Here is a 13,538-nt window from a genome sequence, read left to right on the forward strand (position 1 = left end):
ATTAAAGTGATAATTTCATCACAAACTTTTACGGTTCAAAAACCGTAAACTGCAATAATGAAATTGGTTTCCATCATTACGGTAAATTACAATCAAAGTTACATCACCGAGCAATTGCTTGCCTCTATTGCGGCAAATAATAATTATCCGGCTATTGAAATTATTGTAGTTGACAATGCCAGCAAAGATAACCCTGTACCGGCATGGATACCGCAATATCCTGATGTTAGCTTTATACGTTCGGAAGTTAACCTTGGTTTTGCCGGTGGAAACAACTTGGGTATAAAACAAGCCAAAGGAGATTACCTTTTTTTTGTAAACAACGACACCGAGTTTACTCCCGGCCTGGTTGAAACACTGGTAAAGCTGCTTGATGAGCAACCTCAAATTGGCATGGTATCGCCTAAAATACGCTACTTTGATGAGCCAACTATGCTGCAGTATGCAGGCTATACGCAAATGAACTACTACTTTATGCGTAACAGCACCATAGGGCAGTTTGAAGAAGATAAAGGGCAGTACGACAAAACCACAGGACCAACCGGTTATATACATGGCGCAGCCATGATGGTACGCCGCGATGCCATTGAAAAGGCAGGCTTAATGGCCGAAAACTTCTTCCTGTATTATGAGGAGATGGACTGGAACGATCACATCAAACGTGCCGGTTACCAAATATGGGTTGAGCCGCGGGCATTAATTTACCATAAAGAATCTGTATCGGTAGGTCGTGTTAGCGGTTTGAAGGAATACTTTATGAACCGCAACCGTATTCTCTTTATCAGACGTAATGCGCCATCCGCCTTAACGGTTATGATATTTTATATATACTTTATACTGTTGGTTACCCCGCGCAACATTATTAACTATATGCGTAAAGGCAATGAATATAAAGGTTTCACCAGCCTGCTGCTTAAAGCTATATGGTGGAATTTTACGCACTCAAAAAACAGTACCCATTTAGGCTACAAGCTTAACTAACCTATGGAAATTGCACTTTGGCTTAGCCTCTTTATTGTTTTTTATGCCTTTTTTGGGTACGGAATTTTACTGTTCATCATCATTAAAATAAAACGTGCGCTGCGTGGAAAACCCGTTGCACCAATAGTTGCCGATGCTAACATGCCTACCTGTAGTTTGGTGATTGCAGCTTACAACGAGGAGGGGTTTATTATTGAAAAAATAAGGAACACCCTTGAACTGCAATATCCTGCTGGTAAACTCGAACTGGTTTTTATAACTGATGGCTCAAGCGACCGCACACCGGATTTGATAGCCACCTACCCACAAATACGTTTGATGCACTCGCCCGAGCGTAGAGGTAAAATTGCTGCCATTCATCGTGCTATGGAAACTATTGCTACTGATGTAGTGGTGTTTACTGATGCCAATACTTTTTTAAACCCCGATGCATTGCTGAAAATTTGCCGCCACTACGCCGACCCTAAAGTGGGTGCAGTTGCCGGCGAAAAGCGCATACATGTTGATGCTACCGCTGATGCCACCGCAGGCGAGGGTTTTTACTGGAAGTACGAATCAAAACTTAAAACATGGGATTCTGAATTACTCACTGTTGTAGGGGCCGCCGGCGAATTGTTCAGTATACGTACAGCACTGTACCGGCCTATATCTCCCAATGCTATTTTGGATGATTTCATGATTTCATTACTGGTGGCCGAAGAAGGCTACCGTGTACTATACGAACCGGAGGCTTACGCTACCGAAACTTCATCAGAAAACGTAAAGGAAGAGCTTAAACGTAAAATACGTATTGCCGCAGGGGGTATTCAATCCATTGTTTGGTTAAAAAGCTTACTCAACCCGTTTCCGCAGCCGCTTTTGTCGTTTCAATATGTTAGTCACCGCGTTTTGAGGTGGACGGTAGTGCCTTTTTTAATGATGCTTTCATTGATAATTAACGCCGTGATTGTGGCTTCAGGTGGAGGTATCATTTACCAATTGTTACTTGCCGGGCAGGTGCTGTTTTACGGTGCATCATTAGCAGGCTGGTTGTTAGAGCGCCGCGAGATAAAGGTTAAAGCACTTTTCATTCCCTATTATTTTTGCATGATGAATTATGCAGTAATCAGGGGAATATTCAGGTATATGGCAGGTGGGCAAAGCGCTGCCTGGGAAAAAAGTAAACGGAAATAATTTAGAAGTACTAATCTTAGATATCTTAACTAAGAATCTATTTCAATCAGCTACATATAAGAGCATCAACTAAAAGCTATGGCAAATCAATATCCATCTGTAACGCTTTTAATAACACACTACAACCGTAGCCAATCGTTAGAACGGCTGTTGCTTGCCTTTCAAAAGCAAGATATTGTTTTTGGAGATATTGTTGTTTCTGATGACGGTAGTAAGCCTGAACATCTTAATAAACTGAAAGAGATAGCTTCGCATTACAATTTCAGACTAATTACTACGCCTAAAAACGGTGGTTTAGGCAATAACATTAACAAAGGTCAGGATGCTGTTACCACCGCTTATACGTTATACGTACAGGAAGATTTTGATCCGTTTGCTAATTATGCTACAAGGCTAACAGACGCTTTAAGTATTATGGATGAGCGGCCTGATGTAGATATGGTGAGGTTTTATGCTTACTTCAAATACCCATACCTGAAGCCTTACCGCAACGGTTTCTCAGAAATGGTTTTCAAAATATGGTATCCCGGTTATAAAAAATTCCATGTTTACAGTGATCATCCGCACCTGCGCCGAAGCTCGTTTTTTGCCAAATTTGGCCGTTATGCTGAGGGAATTAAAGGTGACCGAACGGAGTTTTTAATGAATTTGTCTTTCATTAAAAACAAAGGCAAAGCCATGTTTTATGAAAACTTTAAGGGCGTGTTTAACCAGGTAAACTCAAGCGACGAGCCAAGCACCATGACACGCAGCGACCTGCGCCAAAGCAATAACCCGTTTATTTCATTAGCACGTGCTATATACCGCAATGTTAAGCATACTTGGGAAGTACTTTTTTAATGGCCTTATAAATTTCGGCTACGTTGTTTTCCCAGGTGTGTGAGCCTGCAAAGCGTACACGCTCATTCTGCTTATCAACGCTGTTTTCAGCAAGGGCCTGGTCAATTAAACGTACATAATCTTCCTTAGTGTCGGCCAGATAAACATAGCCGTCAAACGCGCTCATGGCTTCGGTACGGGTAGCTACTGTAGGTTTGGCCATTGCCAAATACTCGTCAATTTTACGCGGGTAATTACCAATAGTTACCTGATTTACAATTTGAGGGTTGAGGCATACATCAAATGCACTTATGTAAGCCGGAAGCATATCGGGGTTTTTGGCCCCTAAAAAATGTACGTTAGGAACTTTATGTAAATCGCTTTTTTGAAATTCACCGTCTTCAGGGCCAACCAGCACTATGTTCCACTGAGGGCGTTGCCTGGCTACGTAACGCAAGATTTCCATGTCAAGCCTTATACTTTGCAAGGCTCCAACGTAACCAATAACCGGTTTAGGTATATGCAATATATCCTTTGGGGCGGGCTTCTCCTGGTTATACCCTGTAAAGGTATCTAAATCACAACCCTGACCTACGTAAAACGAGTTAGGATTGTACTGTTTGCAATAGTCGGCCAGGTACGTTGAGTTGGCTACGCACAAATCACTTTTGGCAATAAGAGCAGGCTCCATTGTGGTGCCGTGCAACTTCCAGTAGTCAACAGCCAGCATAAAATCACGTGAGTAGTAAATGCTAACGGCCGGCTTTAAAAGCTCTTTTAAATAATAACTTCTAAACATATCGTTATCATTAAACAATATGTAATCTTTAAACCCAAGCTGCTTTACTGCTCTTTGTATTGAGCGGGCAAATCGTTTGTTGTTTATCTTGTTTAAAAAGGTATAAACGGAATCGTTCTTAATCCAGTTTACCGATTCAATCATTTTATCAGGATAATAATTCCACAGGTTTTCCTGCAGGTGTATAAGCCCGTTTACTTTGCCTTTGATAACCTCACGGCGCTTTTTTACGTTTGGGCTATCCTTATACTTAAGCAGTGTAATACGATCAAGCGGTGAGTTTACATATAACACGCGGTTATGCCTGGCAAATTCAAGCGCAATATTTTTACAGTTGCTGCCAATTTCAACATCCCATGGTTGCTGACCAACAATAATGATATCTTTATTTTTGATGATTGCGCCGCTGCTCATATAAAATGTAAGGTATTATACAGTTAAAGGATCAAGAGAAGATACGCCTGCCGCTTCTTTTTGTTTAGCCTGATCAAGTTTGAATGTGACTTCAATAAGTGCAACTTCAAGGTAAAAGAAAACGTTTGACGGGTATTGCACTAAAGCCTCCTGCGGAAAGTTAGCGATATTATAGGCAAATACAACCAAAGTCATGGACAAACAGTACGTTTTTAGCTCAGGATCTTTCATCTGGTAGTAGTTGTTTATACCCTTTTTCATGATGGTAAACATCATAAGGCAGAATAATAACAAGCCAATCCATCCCTCTTCAACAGCTACGCGTATGTAACCACTATCGGGCGGGAAACTGGCAAGAAACGACCCGGGCGCAAATTTTTTGCCCCAGTCGCCGGTAGCACCTAAGCCTCCGCCCATAGGGTGGGTAAGTATGTAAGGCTGTATACGCTTTTGATTTTGCTTACGCAGGTTATACGAATCATCGTTATTGGGTCTGAAAGCAGTTTGAAAACGTTGAATATTGGCGTTACCAGTAGGTATGTTAATAAGCACCAGTAAAAATACAGCAGCTACACAAGTAAAAATTAATACCCTTTGACTGTAATTTAGTATGGCAAACAACAGTAGCGCCGCCGGTAACAGTACGTTGGCCCCGCGTGTGCCCGAAAACAGCATGGATGACATGTACAAAAACGCGCACGCTACAAGCACCAACTTCTTCCAAAGCTTAAATTTACCGGCTATAATGCATATACATAAAATGGTAGGCATTACCATGTTGTAAGAGAACGAAACCGGGTCGGAAAAGGTGGAGAATTTACGCCAATGGCCGGCTATAAAAAGCAATGAGGCAATAGCCGGATCAGAATGAAGATAGGCTTCCTCAGCGTCTGAAAACCCGATATATTCCTGCTTATAGGCATACAAGGCAGCAATTAGTGCCATAAGCAACCACAGCTTAAAAATAAAGCGTATAAATGTTACCGACCGTATGCTGTACAGGTGCACAAAGTAGCCCAACAGTACTATAGCAACCGTACGTATGGTGTAAACCCAGGCTAGGCGAGATTCGGCAAAAGGATTTCCAAATTCAAGTATATTGTAACCCAGCCAAACTAATAATACGGTGGTAATAGGGCTTTTGAAATAAGCCCAGTTATTATCGTCGTTTTTTACTCTTACGGCCAGACCAAGTAAGAGTAAAAACTGTATGCCATCCATAAGCGTACCAATTGGCCCCGGTACACCTATACGGCCCAGCATAAAAAGGAAGTAGGCCATTATAAGCTGCAGCGTAATGCCAAATTTTGGATAGCTGGTAATGGCGTGCAATAATGGTAAAACGCCAATTGCCAGCATTAATAAAATGCCAAAGGGCAACCCCATTTTAACTGTGCCGGCTGCAATAACTGCCGCGGCGGCAAGCAGCATAACTATACCTGCAGGCGTTTTTAATTTTTGTACCAAAAACAGGTTAACCAGGCGCTGTTTAAAGCTGCCGCCTTTATTGTTGCCGGTTATGGTTACCTGTAAGTTGTTCATGTATAAATAATCATTACGTTGCTGCTATTTGGTTGCAGCAATGCATGGCCATTGTTATTATAAAAACAGTATTTTAATAAATAAAAAAAAGGTACTTACAAACGCTACAACAATTGCCACAATACGTGTAACAGCATTTATTTTCTGCTGAACCGCCGGATCAACCTTGCCGTTGCGCAGTGCTTTTTCTGATGGATTTATTCTCATGGTTTTTCATTTTTAACAGGTTCGGCACCTGTGCCACGTGTAGCTACCGAATGCTGATTAGCGCGGCGTGCTTTAAGTAATGAAAGTATTTGAAAATAAATAAACTTAGGGATGTTAACCAACGACTGGTATATGCGCTTATCAGTATCAGACTTTGCCAGCGATATATAGAAGCCAAGTACAAAAAGCATGAATGCAAGCAACCATAATGCTACTGCAACCCAGCTTATAAATACGTTGGCTAGCATACAAAATACCGACAGAATGAGAAAGATAAACAACGGCGGACGTAACAGTATCAATCCAAATAAAAACTGATTAAAACTAAAGTTGCTTACCGATTTACCAAGCAAAGTAAAGCCGTATTTAAAATATTTAAACCAGGTATTAATCCACCGGGCGCGTTGCTTAACTAATTGATCGGAGTGGGTTGTTTTCTCGTCCCAAACAACTGCTTTATCAGTAAATGCAATGCGTTTGTTGCTGCCAATTATTGCTGCCTGTAGTACTTTGTCAAACCCGGCTCCGCTTACATCGCGGTGCTCAAGCGCCTGGCGGTAAAGCTGCGTGGTAAATGCCATACCCGAGCCGGCCAGTGTAGCCGACGAACCTACCTGAAATAAAATTTTACCATCATAAAAATGATAGTAAATATCACGCGCAGCATCCAGGCAGGCATAAGTGCTGTCCAGGTTTTTTGCTTCGCGAATGCCTTGCACTGCGTCAAAGCCCTGGTTAAAAAGCTTGTTAAGTTCGTTTAGGTATTCGGGTTCAACAAGATTGTCGCTATCAATAATGGTAAGGCGCTCATGTGCCCGCTTAAAGCGGTTTATTGCGTAAAAGTGTGAGCGTACGTTGCCCGCCAAAGTCTCCTCGGGGCGTAAAATAACCACGCGCTCGTCTGTAAAATGTAAGCTACTGATGTCGCACTTATCGGCAACAACATAAATTATGTAGTTACTGTAGTTAAGCTTTAAAATAGAAGCAACTACATCAGGTATAGCGGTGACCCACTCATAAGCTGTTACAATGATGGCATAATCTGCCTCCGCCGGGGCCGACGCTAATATTTGGGGTTTCTTTTTTAACTTGTAAAGCAAATACAGCAGTATAGGTAATACAAGGTTATACCCTATAAGTATCTGAAATGCTATCCATATCACCTTAATTACTACCATTGAATTTGCTGTTATGCCCGTTCTTCAGCTGTAAGCTGACTTTTATCTACCTCATTCAATACCCCGCCTATAAACTGGCTGTTCAAGCTTTTTAAGTAGCTGATGTGTAATTTGCGGTGTTCTTTTAAAGATTGTCCCGCCTTTATAACGGTAAGCACCTTATCTGATGCCACTACCCATTCTTTTGCTTTATTCAATGAATTAAGCGCCGGTGATTCGATTATTATAATATCAAATACCGACTTTAAATGATTAAGCTTATGTCTTATGTCTCCTTCGGTATCTACCTGAAGCAGTGACATATCGCCGCCGTAGTTACCCATGGTAGTTATTTTTCCTATGGGAGTAAAGTTATAATCGTTGATGTTACGTGACAGGAAATCCTCAAGGTAGTAAGTTGAATTAACCGCTTTTGTAATATCAGGACGGGTGAAGTCACCATCAATAAGCAACACTTTTTTATTTACCTGCGCATAAGCATAAGCCAGGTTAAGTGCTACAAAGGTTTTGCCTTCATCCTGGGCCATACTATTAATAAGCAATATCTTACTGCCGTTCATTTCGTTGTCAACCTCAAAGCGTAAAGCCTGTATAAGGTTGCGGAATTTACGATGCTCATCAGTTACGTTGTTGCCGTTCCAAATTTGACCTAAATCAAATGATGCTCCACTTAATTTAAAAAGGTAGCCCAAGACTGAAATTTTGGTAACATTGGCCAGCTCACGTGGGTTTTTAATGGTGTTATCAATATAGAAGAGGACAAAGAGTACCAGCACACAAAATATAAAGCTTACCACGCCGCTTATAATAACCAGCAGCATTTTTTTAGAAGGTTGCGCTGCACCCGGCATGGCTGTTTCAATTTGGCGCAGTAATACCGAAAAGCTCGACTCCAGTTGCTTTTGATTGTATTTACCCAAAATATCCATGTATTCGTCCTGGGCAATTTGTATGGCATTTTCATTGGCCTGTACAATGGCCTCATGCGGTACCAGTTCGGTAAGCCTCACGTTTAAACGGGCAAGTTCATTTTCAATTGACTTGTTGCTGCTTTTAGCCAAATCATACTGAATTTGCATGGTTAGCTTTTGTTCAATAAGGTTTTGCTTACTAACCATAGGGTTAGCAATATACTTATCGCTCGACCGGCTGATCTGGGTGCTCAATACATTGGTTAACGAGTCTACCTGTTGCTTGTATTCGGGCTTGAAACCGCTTTGTATATAATCATTATTTGCACTCTCCAACTGCGAACGCGTTGCTATAAGCCGCTGATTAAGGCGTATCATAGAACTCTCCACATAGCGGCGGTCGGCAGGGTCAAACTGCTGATCAATGTCATTCATGGCCGCTTTATAAGCTATGGCGTCTTTAGAAGCTTGTTGTCTGCGTGTTTCAAAGTCAGATAACTGGGCATATAAAGCTTTGGCCTGTTCGCTCAGGCTAAGTACACGGTTTCTTATTTTATAATCCTTCAGGCGTTCAAGGCGGGTGTTCAGTGTGTCTTCTTTTGCCTTTAGCAAATCGGCATAAAAGTTTACGGCTTTTAACTGGTTTTGCTTAACCTGCAGGCTATAATAATTGATAAACTCACGGCACAGGTCGTTAACCACCTTGGCCGAAAGGTTTGGATCCTCTGATTCAAACTGAACGACGATAAAATCGCTGTTACCATCGCGGTAAATGGTTAGCTTTTGCAGTAACGACTGATCATCATACTTCATTGAGCTAAGCAAGTCGTGCAGCCCACGCTGGTCAGGGTTAAATAAAGACAGCGTTTGGCGGTTCTTATAAAAGCTGCTGAACATTTCAACGGCATGTTTGCGTGCGCTGGCGTTCATGCCCTGCAATTCCTTACTTGGCTTTCTAAATGGCTTGTTGGTGGTAAGGTCATGTATCATGAGCAGGTATGATACCTGATCTAGCGTCTTCTTTGACCTCATTACGGCCGTAAGGTTGCCAAACTCCTGGCTTACCTGCGCATCCTGCAAAAATTCAGAACTTGCGCTAAGCGTTTTTTGTGTTTGGTCAACAATACCGGTGGCAATTTGGGTACCTGACAGATAACTGTCGGGCTGGTTGCGTACCAGGAAAAAGGTGATGATTACAGTTACTAACGGAACTAAGATCAGCGTGTATTTGTGCCGCAATAAGACCTTTAAAAAGCTGCCTAAATCCATTATCTGATATCTTCTAATTTTTCGCCCACAAGCTCTTCCAGGTCAGCTTTAGCTGTAAAAAGATCTGTTTCGGCGGTAATTTTTGCTTGTGTTTGTTGCGTTACACTTATACGGGCCTGGTTATAGCTCTCCACGGTAACCTCGCCTTTTTCGAAGCGGTATTTTACGTCTTTCATTACACTTTCGGCATCGGTTGATGCCTGTGTTTGTAATTTAAGTGATGCTAAGCGTTGCAGGTAAGTATAATATCTCTTTTTTACCAGTGTGGTAAGCGTAAGCATGTACTCCTGCACATCGTTATTGGCAATGTTCAGCTCTCGTTTTGATTGCTTAACAGCAAACGGCTTTTGCAAATATGAACCCAGGTTGAAAAATAAGCCAAACTGCGTGCCACTGAATATGCTCGTACGGTTATTGTTTCCTATGGCCGAACCATCGGTATTGCCGGGCTGCAGTGCGTTTAAGTTTAAGGTGGTGTTGGGTTGGTACACGTACGAAAACGTTAACGCATCAAGATAGGATAGCCTTTGCCGGCTAACGTTATTTTTAGCAATGTTAAGCCGTTCATCCAGTGATTTTACCCGCGGATAATTGGCCTTTGCAGTAGCAATCAACTTTTCAAGATAGGGCTCTGAAATTTCGGGTATAATAGAATTTTGGGCTATGGCGCTATTGGGAGCCGCAACAACAGTAAGCAGTAAAACAATAACAAGAGTATATATTTTGCTCATTCAGTATCTGTTTTGGTATATGCTACCCAATTTTTTCTAACGGGAAAAGTACTCAAAATACCTTTATACGTCAAAATTATTAAAGTGGTTTAAATTTTAGTGGCATTCTTCAAAAAATCTGCAATCGGCAAAATTAATGAGGTGTTAAATTGTAAGCGGATGAAGCTTATTCAAACAAACTTGTTCATCACTTCAACCACCTGCATTACCTGTTGTGGTGTATGCCAGTATGAACATGGTAAACTTAAAGTAGTGTCATGAATCTCCTTTGCAACAGGGAATGTTTGCCCCTTCAATACCTCCTGCATTGCCTTTTGCTCATGTGGCGCAATGGGGTAGTGTATTTCGGTGCCTACACCATTTTCAAGCAGATACGCTTTAAGCGCATCGCGCCGCTCATGTCTTACATTAAAAATGTGGTAAACATCATAGTATCCATCCTCCACAACGGGCAAAATATAATCTCTCTTAAGGTTTTGCAGGTAAAGATTTGCCAGGTTGCGTTTGTGATTATTAATATTATCCAGTGCCTGCAGTTTAACGCTTAAAAAGGCTGCCTGCAATTCATCAAGCCTTGAATTAGTACCAATACGTTCGTTATAATACTTTTGGTCTGATCCGTAATTACGCAACTGCCTTATTATGCCGGCTAATTTATTATCATTTGTGGTTATAGCTCCGGCATCGCCAAGTGCGCCCAGGTTTTTGGTGGGGTAAAAGCTAAATGCTCCAAACTCGCCAAATGTGCCTGTTTTAGTGCCATTGAACATTGCACCATGAGCTTGTGCACAGTCTTCAATCAGCACAAAATTGTGTTTGCTTTTGATTGCAAGTATAGCAGCCATTGCACAGCATTTGCCATAAAGATGCACAACCATAATTGCCCTTGTACGCGTTGTAATGGCCTCCTCAATTAATTGAGGGTTGATGTTATAGGTACGAATATCAGGCTCAACTAATACCGGTTTTAAGTTGTTGTTGAGGATGGCTAAAATGGTAGCTATGTAAGTATTTGAAGGAACAATAACCTCGCTGCCAGGCTCAAAGTTATAAGCCTTAAGTGCTAGCGTAAGTGCATCCAAACCATTGGCTAATCCAATACAATAGGCTGATTGGTTCCATGCCGCGTATTCTTGTTCAAACCTTTTAACTGAGTTGCCCAGTATATACCAGCCACTTGCTAAAAACTCATCAAATTGTTCTTTAAAACGTGCTGTAAAGGGTTTGTTTAATTCCAGCAAGTTTTCGTAGGCTATCATGAGGATTGTTGTTCGTGTGGGTAAGGATCAAAAATATAATCGGCCGCATCAAATGCGGTGCTGGCTAAAACCAGCAAAATTGCATCGGGGCTAAAATTAGTCATTACATGCCAGTCTTTAGTTTCTAAAATAAGGCACTTACGCGGCGTATCTAACTCAATGTGCTCGGTATGCTCACCATCGTCATTTATAATGGTGCAGCTTCCTTGTATGCATATGGCAGCCTGTATGGTTTGATGATGACGGTGACCGCCCCGGGCCGAGTTATCAACCCCGTAAATATAAAACAGGCGTTTAATTTGAAATGGAATAGCTTCGTCTAATACGGTAAGGTTACCGCGTGCATCGGTGAAAGTTGGAATGTTTATAAGGTATGCCATTAAATTGCTGTTGCCTCCGCCGCTGGTAAAATAAGCTTATCAAGTGCATCTAAAAGCTTACCGCTTTTCTCAGCATTAAGTTTGCGTGCAAAAAGATCATTGGTATTGCGTAAAGCATCAAAATCTTTTATAGTTAAAATCTTGGGATGTGCGCCCCCTGCCGACCAGTCGATATACCGGTAATCATTATTTACCAGTTCATCTTTATAGGGCGAATTCATCAATATAGTTTGAAAAATAAATTCGTCGCTGCCCCAGGTAAGTAGAAAGAAGCGCTCAAGCTGAGGATTACTTTCCACATAATTCACCACATACATTGCCCGTTCGGGGTTCAACATCCAAAACATTGCTTTTCCATAAGGCTCAAGTTCTAACGGTAAGCGGCGTTTGGGAGTAAGTAAATTTACCAGCCATTCTACACGGTGGCGGCCCTTAAAGGTAAAGTTTGTGAAGTGGTACTTGGTTATGCGAGGCTGTGCTTCAACCCACTCGCGTTCAATGCTTTGATATTCAATAAATTGCTTCCCTTTGTTTTTTTCAAAAAAGGCAAGCATATATTCGGCGGTTTTAAGAGGATAGTCTTGTCCGCTTAAAAAGTTAATATATTCGTAGTCTATTTTAGAGGCAGCAATTTCCTTTATGCACTTAAAAGTTGCTTTAATGGTGTTGTAGCCAGCCCAACGTACATCTTCCCTGTCGTTTATAAAGAAAACATTACGGTATTTACGCAAATACAAGTAGGGCTCAATCGGGAACTTCTTATCAACATGAATATAAAAATCAAACTGCGGGTGACTCAATACTTTAATTAGCCTTTCGGTTAATTGGGGGTTAGTATAGGTAAGAACTAAATGCGCAATTTTCATATTCAATCAATAGCCGCTTAATAACAGGGGCAATTAGGGCAGCTTTATCCTAGTTAACGGCAAAATCATGCCAAATTATCTATCCTTTATTAAGAATTCATTAGGATTGGCTTTAATCTTTAGAGCGATTTTCTCTAAACAGGTTGTAACACACATTTGACAACCATGTATTTAGTTTTATTAACTAAAATGTTACATTCGCTGTCTTTGTATTAAACATTGCATGGTTAAAAGGAAAGCACCGCACATTACAGTAGCAATTGATTGTATTGTTTTCGGTTTTGATGGTTCAGATATGAAGCTTTTGCTTATACAGCGTGGCTTTGACCCCGAGCGTAATAAGTGGAGCCTTATGGGCGGATATGTTAACGATGATGAAAGCGTTGACGATGCCTCAAACCGCATATTGGAAAGCTTGACGGGTTTGCGCGGAGTGTATTTGGAGCAGCTACATACATTTGGCAACGTAAAGCGTGACACCAATGAACGTACCATAAGCGTTGCATACTTTGCGCTCATTGATATTGCCAGATACAAGCAACAACTAAGTGCCGATTATCATGCCGAATGGTTTCCGGTGAACAACATCCCCAGGCTTATTTTTGATCATAATGAAATGGTTGAAATGGCTAAAAAACGCCTGCAATATAAAGCGGCCTTGCACCCCGTGGTATTTGAGTTACTGCCCGAAAAATTCACGCTCCCGCAAATACAAAGTATGTATGATGCCATTTACGAGGTAAACTTTGATAAACGCAACTTTAGCCGTAAGTTACTATCCACTGATTTGTTGATAAAACTGAACGAAAAAGATAAATTGGGCTCAAAAAAAGGCGCTTTTTATTATACGCTTGATAAGGCTAAGTACAATGAGAATTTATACAAGATTTTCAGCCTCATTATTACCCCCGATCACCTGCAGTTTTTGTAATAAAATATTTTGCAGAGGCACAAGATTACCCCTACATTTACATCCTGAAATATTAAGCGTCAAAATTACGTTTAATTA

Annotated in this window: 13 protein-coding genes; 4 read left to right on the top strand and 9 right to left on the bottom strand. The window is 41.2% G+C overall.

The window, feature by feature from the left end:
* Nucleotides 1–57 precede the first annotated feature (57 nt).
* The 3 genes from GO816_RS06305 (at nucleotide 58) to GO816_RS06315 (ending at nucleotide 2,994) form a co-directional block, all read left to right on the top strand.
* Nucleotides 58–981 carry a glycosyltransferase family 2 protein gene (locus GO816_RS06305; RefSeq protein ID WP_157540503.1) on the top strand — a complete coding sequence of 308 codons (924 nt, stop codon included), beginning with the start codon at nucleotides 58–60 and terminating at the stop codon, nucleotides 979–981.
* A 3-nt stretch (nucleotides 982–984) separates the two neighbouring features.
* Nucleotides 985–2,154, top strand: a complete 1,170-nt coding sequence (locus tag GO816_RS06310; RefSeq protein WP_157540504.1) for a glycosyltransferase family 2 protein — start codon at nucleotides 985–987, stop codon at nucleotides 2,152–2,154.
* 78 nt (nucleotides 2,155–2,232) lie between these two features.
* On the top strand, nucleotides 2,233–2,994 hold the full coding sequence (locus tag GO816_RS06315) for a glycosyltransferase (RefSeq protein ID WP_157540505.1): 762 nt from the start codon (nucleotides 2,233–2,235) through the stop codon (nucleotides 2,992–2,994).
* Here the strand turns inward: GO816_RS06315 and GO816_RS06320 are convergent.
* The 9 genes from GO816_RS06320 to GO816_RS06360 form a co-directional block, all read right to left on the bottom strand.
* Entirely contained in the window at nucleotides 2,966–4,186 is a 1,221-nt protein-coding gene (locus tag GO816_RS06320; protein ID WP_157540506.1) for a glycosyltransferase, read from the bottom strand. The two genes, GO816_RS06315 and GO816_RS06320, sit on opposite strands and share 29 nt — an antisense overlap.
* Before the next feature lie 15 nt (nucleotides 4,187–4,201).
* Nucleotides 4,202–5,728, bottom strand: coding sequence for an O-antigen ligase family protein (locus GO816_RS06325; RefSeq protein WP_157540507.1), 1,527 nt, complete (start codon nucleotides 5,726–5,728; stop codon nucleotides 4,202–4,204).
* Between the two features lie 57 nt (nucleotides 5,729–5,785).
* Entirely contained in the window at nucleotides 5,786–5,935 is a 150-nt protein-coding gene (locus GO816_RS06330; RefSeq protein WP_157540508.1) for a hypothetical protein, read from the bottom strand.
* Entirely contained in the window at nucleotides 5,932–7,113 is a 1,182-nt protein-coding gene (locus GO816_RS06335) for a glycosyltransferase (RefSeq protein ID WP_157540509.1), read from the bottom strand. Before GO816_RS06335 ends, GO816_RS06330 begins: the two co-directional genes overlap by 4 nt.
* A gap of 11 nt (nucleotides 7,114–7,124) precedes the next feature.
* Nucleotides 7,125–9,293: an exopolysaccharide transport family protein gene (locus GO816_RS06340; RefSeq protein ID WP_157540510.1), complete on the bottom strand. Its 2,169-nt coding sequence runs from the start codon at nucleotides 9,291–9,293 to the stop codon at nucleotides 7,125–7,127.
* The gene (locus tag GO816_RS06345; RefSeq protein ID WP_157540511.1) at nucleotides 9,293–10,024 is read right to left on the bottom strand and encodes a TolC family protein; all 732 of its coding nucleotides are present in this window, start codon (nucleotides 10,022–10,024) and stop codon (nucleotides 9,293–9,295) included. Before GO816_RS06345 ends, GO816_RS06340 begins: the two co-directional genes overlap by 1 nt.
* Before the next feature lie 170 nt (nucleotides 10,025–10,194).
* Nucleotides 10,195–11,283, bottom strand: coding sequence for a DegT/DnrJ/EryC1/StrS family aminotransferase (locus GO816_RS06350; protein WP_157540512.1), 1,089 nt, complete (start codon nucleotides 11,281–11,283; stop codon nucleotides 10,195–10,197).
* A complete protein-coding gene (locus GO816_RS06355) occupies nucleotides 11,280–11,663 on the bottom strand; it encodes a sugar 3,4-ketoisomerase (RefSeq protein ID WP_157540513.1) in 384 nt (127 codons plus the stop codon). The genes GO816_RS06350 and GO816_RS06355 overlap by 4 nt, the downstream gene beginning before the upstream one ends.
* Nucleotides 11,663–12,529 carry a beta-1,6-N-acetylglucosaminyltransferase gene (locus tag GO816_RS06360; protein ID WP_157540514.1) on the bottom strand — a complete coding sequence of 289 codons (867 nt, stop codon included), beginning with the start codon at nucleotides 12,527–12,529 and terminating at the stop codon, nucleotides 11,663–11,665. The genes GO816_RS06355 and GO816_RS06360 overlap by 1 nt, the downstream gene beginning before the upstream one ends.
* Before the next feature lie 223 nt (nucleotides 12,530–12,752).
* Here GO816_RS06360 and GO816_RS06365 point away from each other — a divergent pair, with 223 nt between their 5' ends.
* Nucleotides 12,753–13,460, top strand: a complete 708-nt coding sequence (locus tag GO816_RS06365; protein ID WP_157540515.1) for an NUDIX hydrolase — start codon at nucleotides 12,753–12,755, stop codon at nucleotides 13,458–13,460.
* The last annotated feature ends 78 nt before the right edge of the window (nucleotides 13,461–13,538 follow it).

The sequence above is a fragment of the Mucilaginibacter aquatilis genome (genome assembly GCF_009755275.1).
Classification (GTDB): Bacteria; Bacteroidota; Bacteroidia; order Sphingobacteriales; family Sphingobacteriaceae; genus Mucilaginibacter; species Mucilaginibacter aquatilis.

Excerpts from the sequence above, each read along its gene's own strand:
- GO816_RS06310 (WP_157540504.1), top strand. The coding sequence starts at position 985 with ATGGAAATTGCACTTTGGCTTAGCCTCTTTATTGTTTTTTATGCCTTT.
- GO816_RS06320 (WP_157540506.1), bottom strand. The coding sequence starts at position 4,186 with ATGAGCAGCGGCGCAATCATCAAAAATAAAGATATCATTATTGTTGGT.
- GO816_RS06360 (WP_157540514.1), bottom strand. The coding sequence starts at position 12,529 with ATGAAAATTGCGCATTTAGTTCTTACCTATACTAACCCCCAATTAACC.
- GO816_RS06305 (WP_157540503.1), top strand. The coding sequence starts at position 58 with ATGAAATTGGTTTCCATCATTACGGTAAATTACAATCAAAGTTACATC.
- GO816_RS06330 (WP_157540508.1), bottom strand. The coding sequence starts at position 5,935 with ATGAGAATAAATCCATCAGAAAAAGCACTGCGCAACGGCAAGGTTGAT.
- GO816_RS06350 (WP_157540512.1), bottom strand. The coding sequence starts at position 11,283 with ATGATAGCCTACGAAAACTTGCTGGAATTAAACAAACCCTTTACAGCA.
- GO816_RS06355 (WP_157540513.1), bottom strand. The coding sequence starts at position 11,663 with ATGGCATACCTTATAAACATTCCAACTTTCACCGATGCACGCGGTAAC.
- GO816_RS06325 (WP_157540507.1), bottom strand. The coding sequence starts at position 5,728 with ATGAACAACTTACAGGTAACCATAACCGGCAACAATAAAGGCGGCAGC.
- GO816_RS06335 (WP_157540509.1), bottom strand. The coding sequence starts at position 7,113 with ATGGTAGTAATTAAGGTGATATGGATAGCATTTCAGATACTTATAGGG.
- GO816_RS06315 (WP_157540505.1), top strand. The coding sequence starts at position 2,233 with ATGGCAAATCAATATCCATCTGTAACGCTTTTAATAACACACTACAAC.
- GO816_RS06365 (WP_157540515.1), top strand. The coding sequence starts at position 12,753 with ATGGTTAAAAGGAAAGCACCGCACATTACAGTAGCAATTGATTGTATT.
- GO816_RS06345 (WP_157540511.1), bottom strand. The coding sequence starts at position 10,024 with ATGAGCAAAATATATACTCTTGTTATTGTTTTACTGCTTACTGTTGTT.
- GO816_RS06340 (WP_157540510.1), bottom strand. The coding sequence starts at position 9,293 with ATGGATTTAGGCAGCTTTTTAAAGGTCTTATTGCGGCACAAATACACG.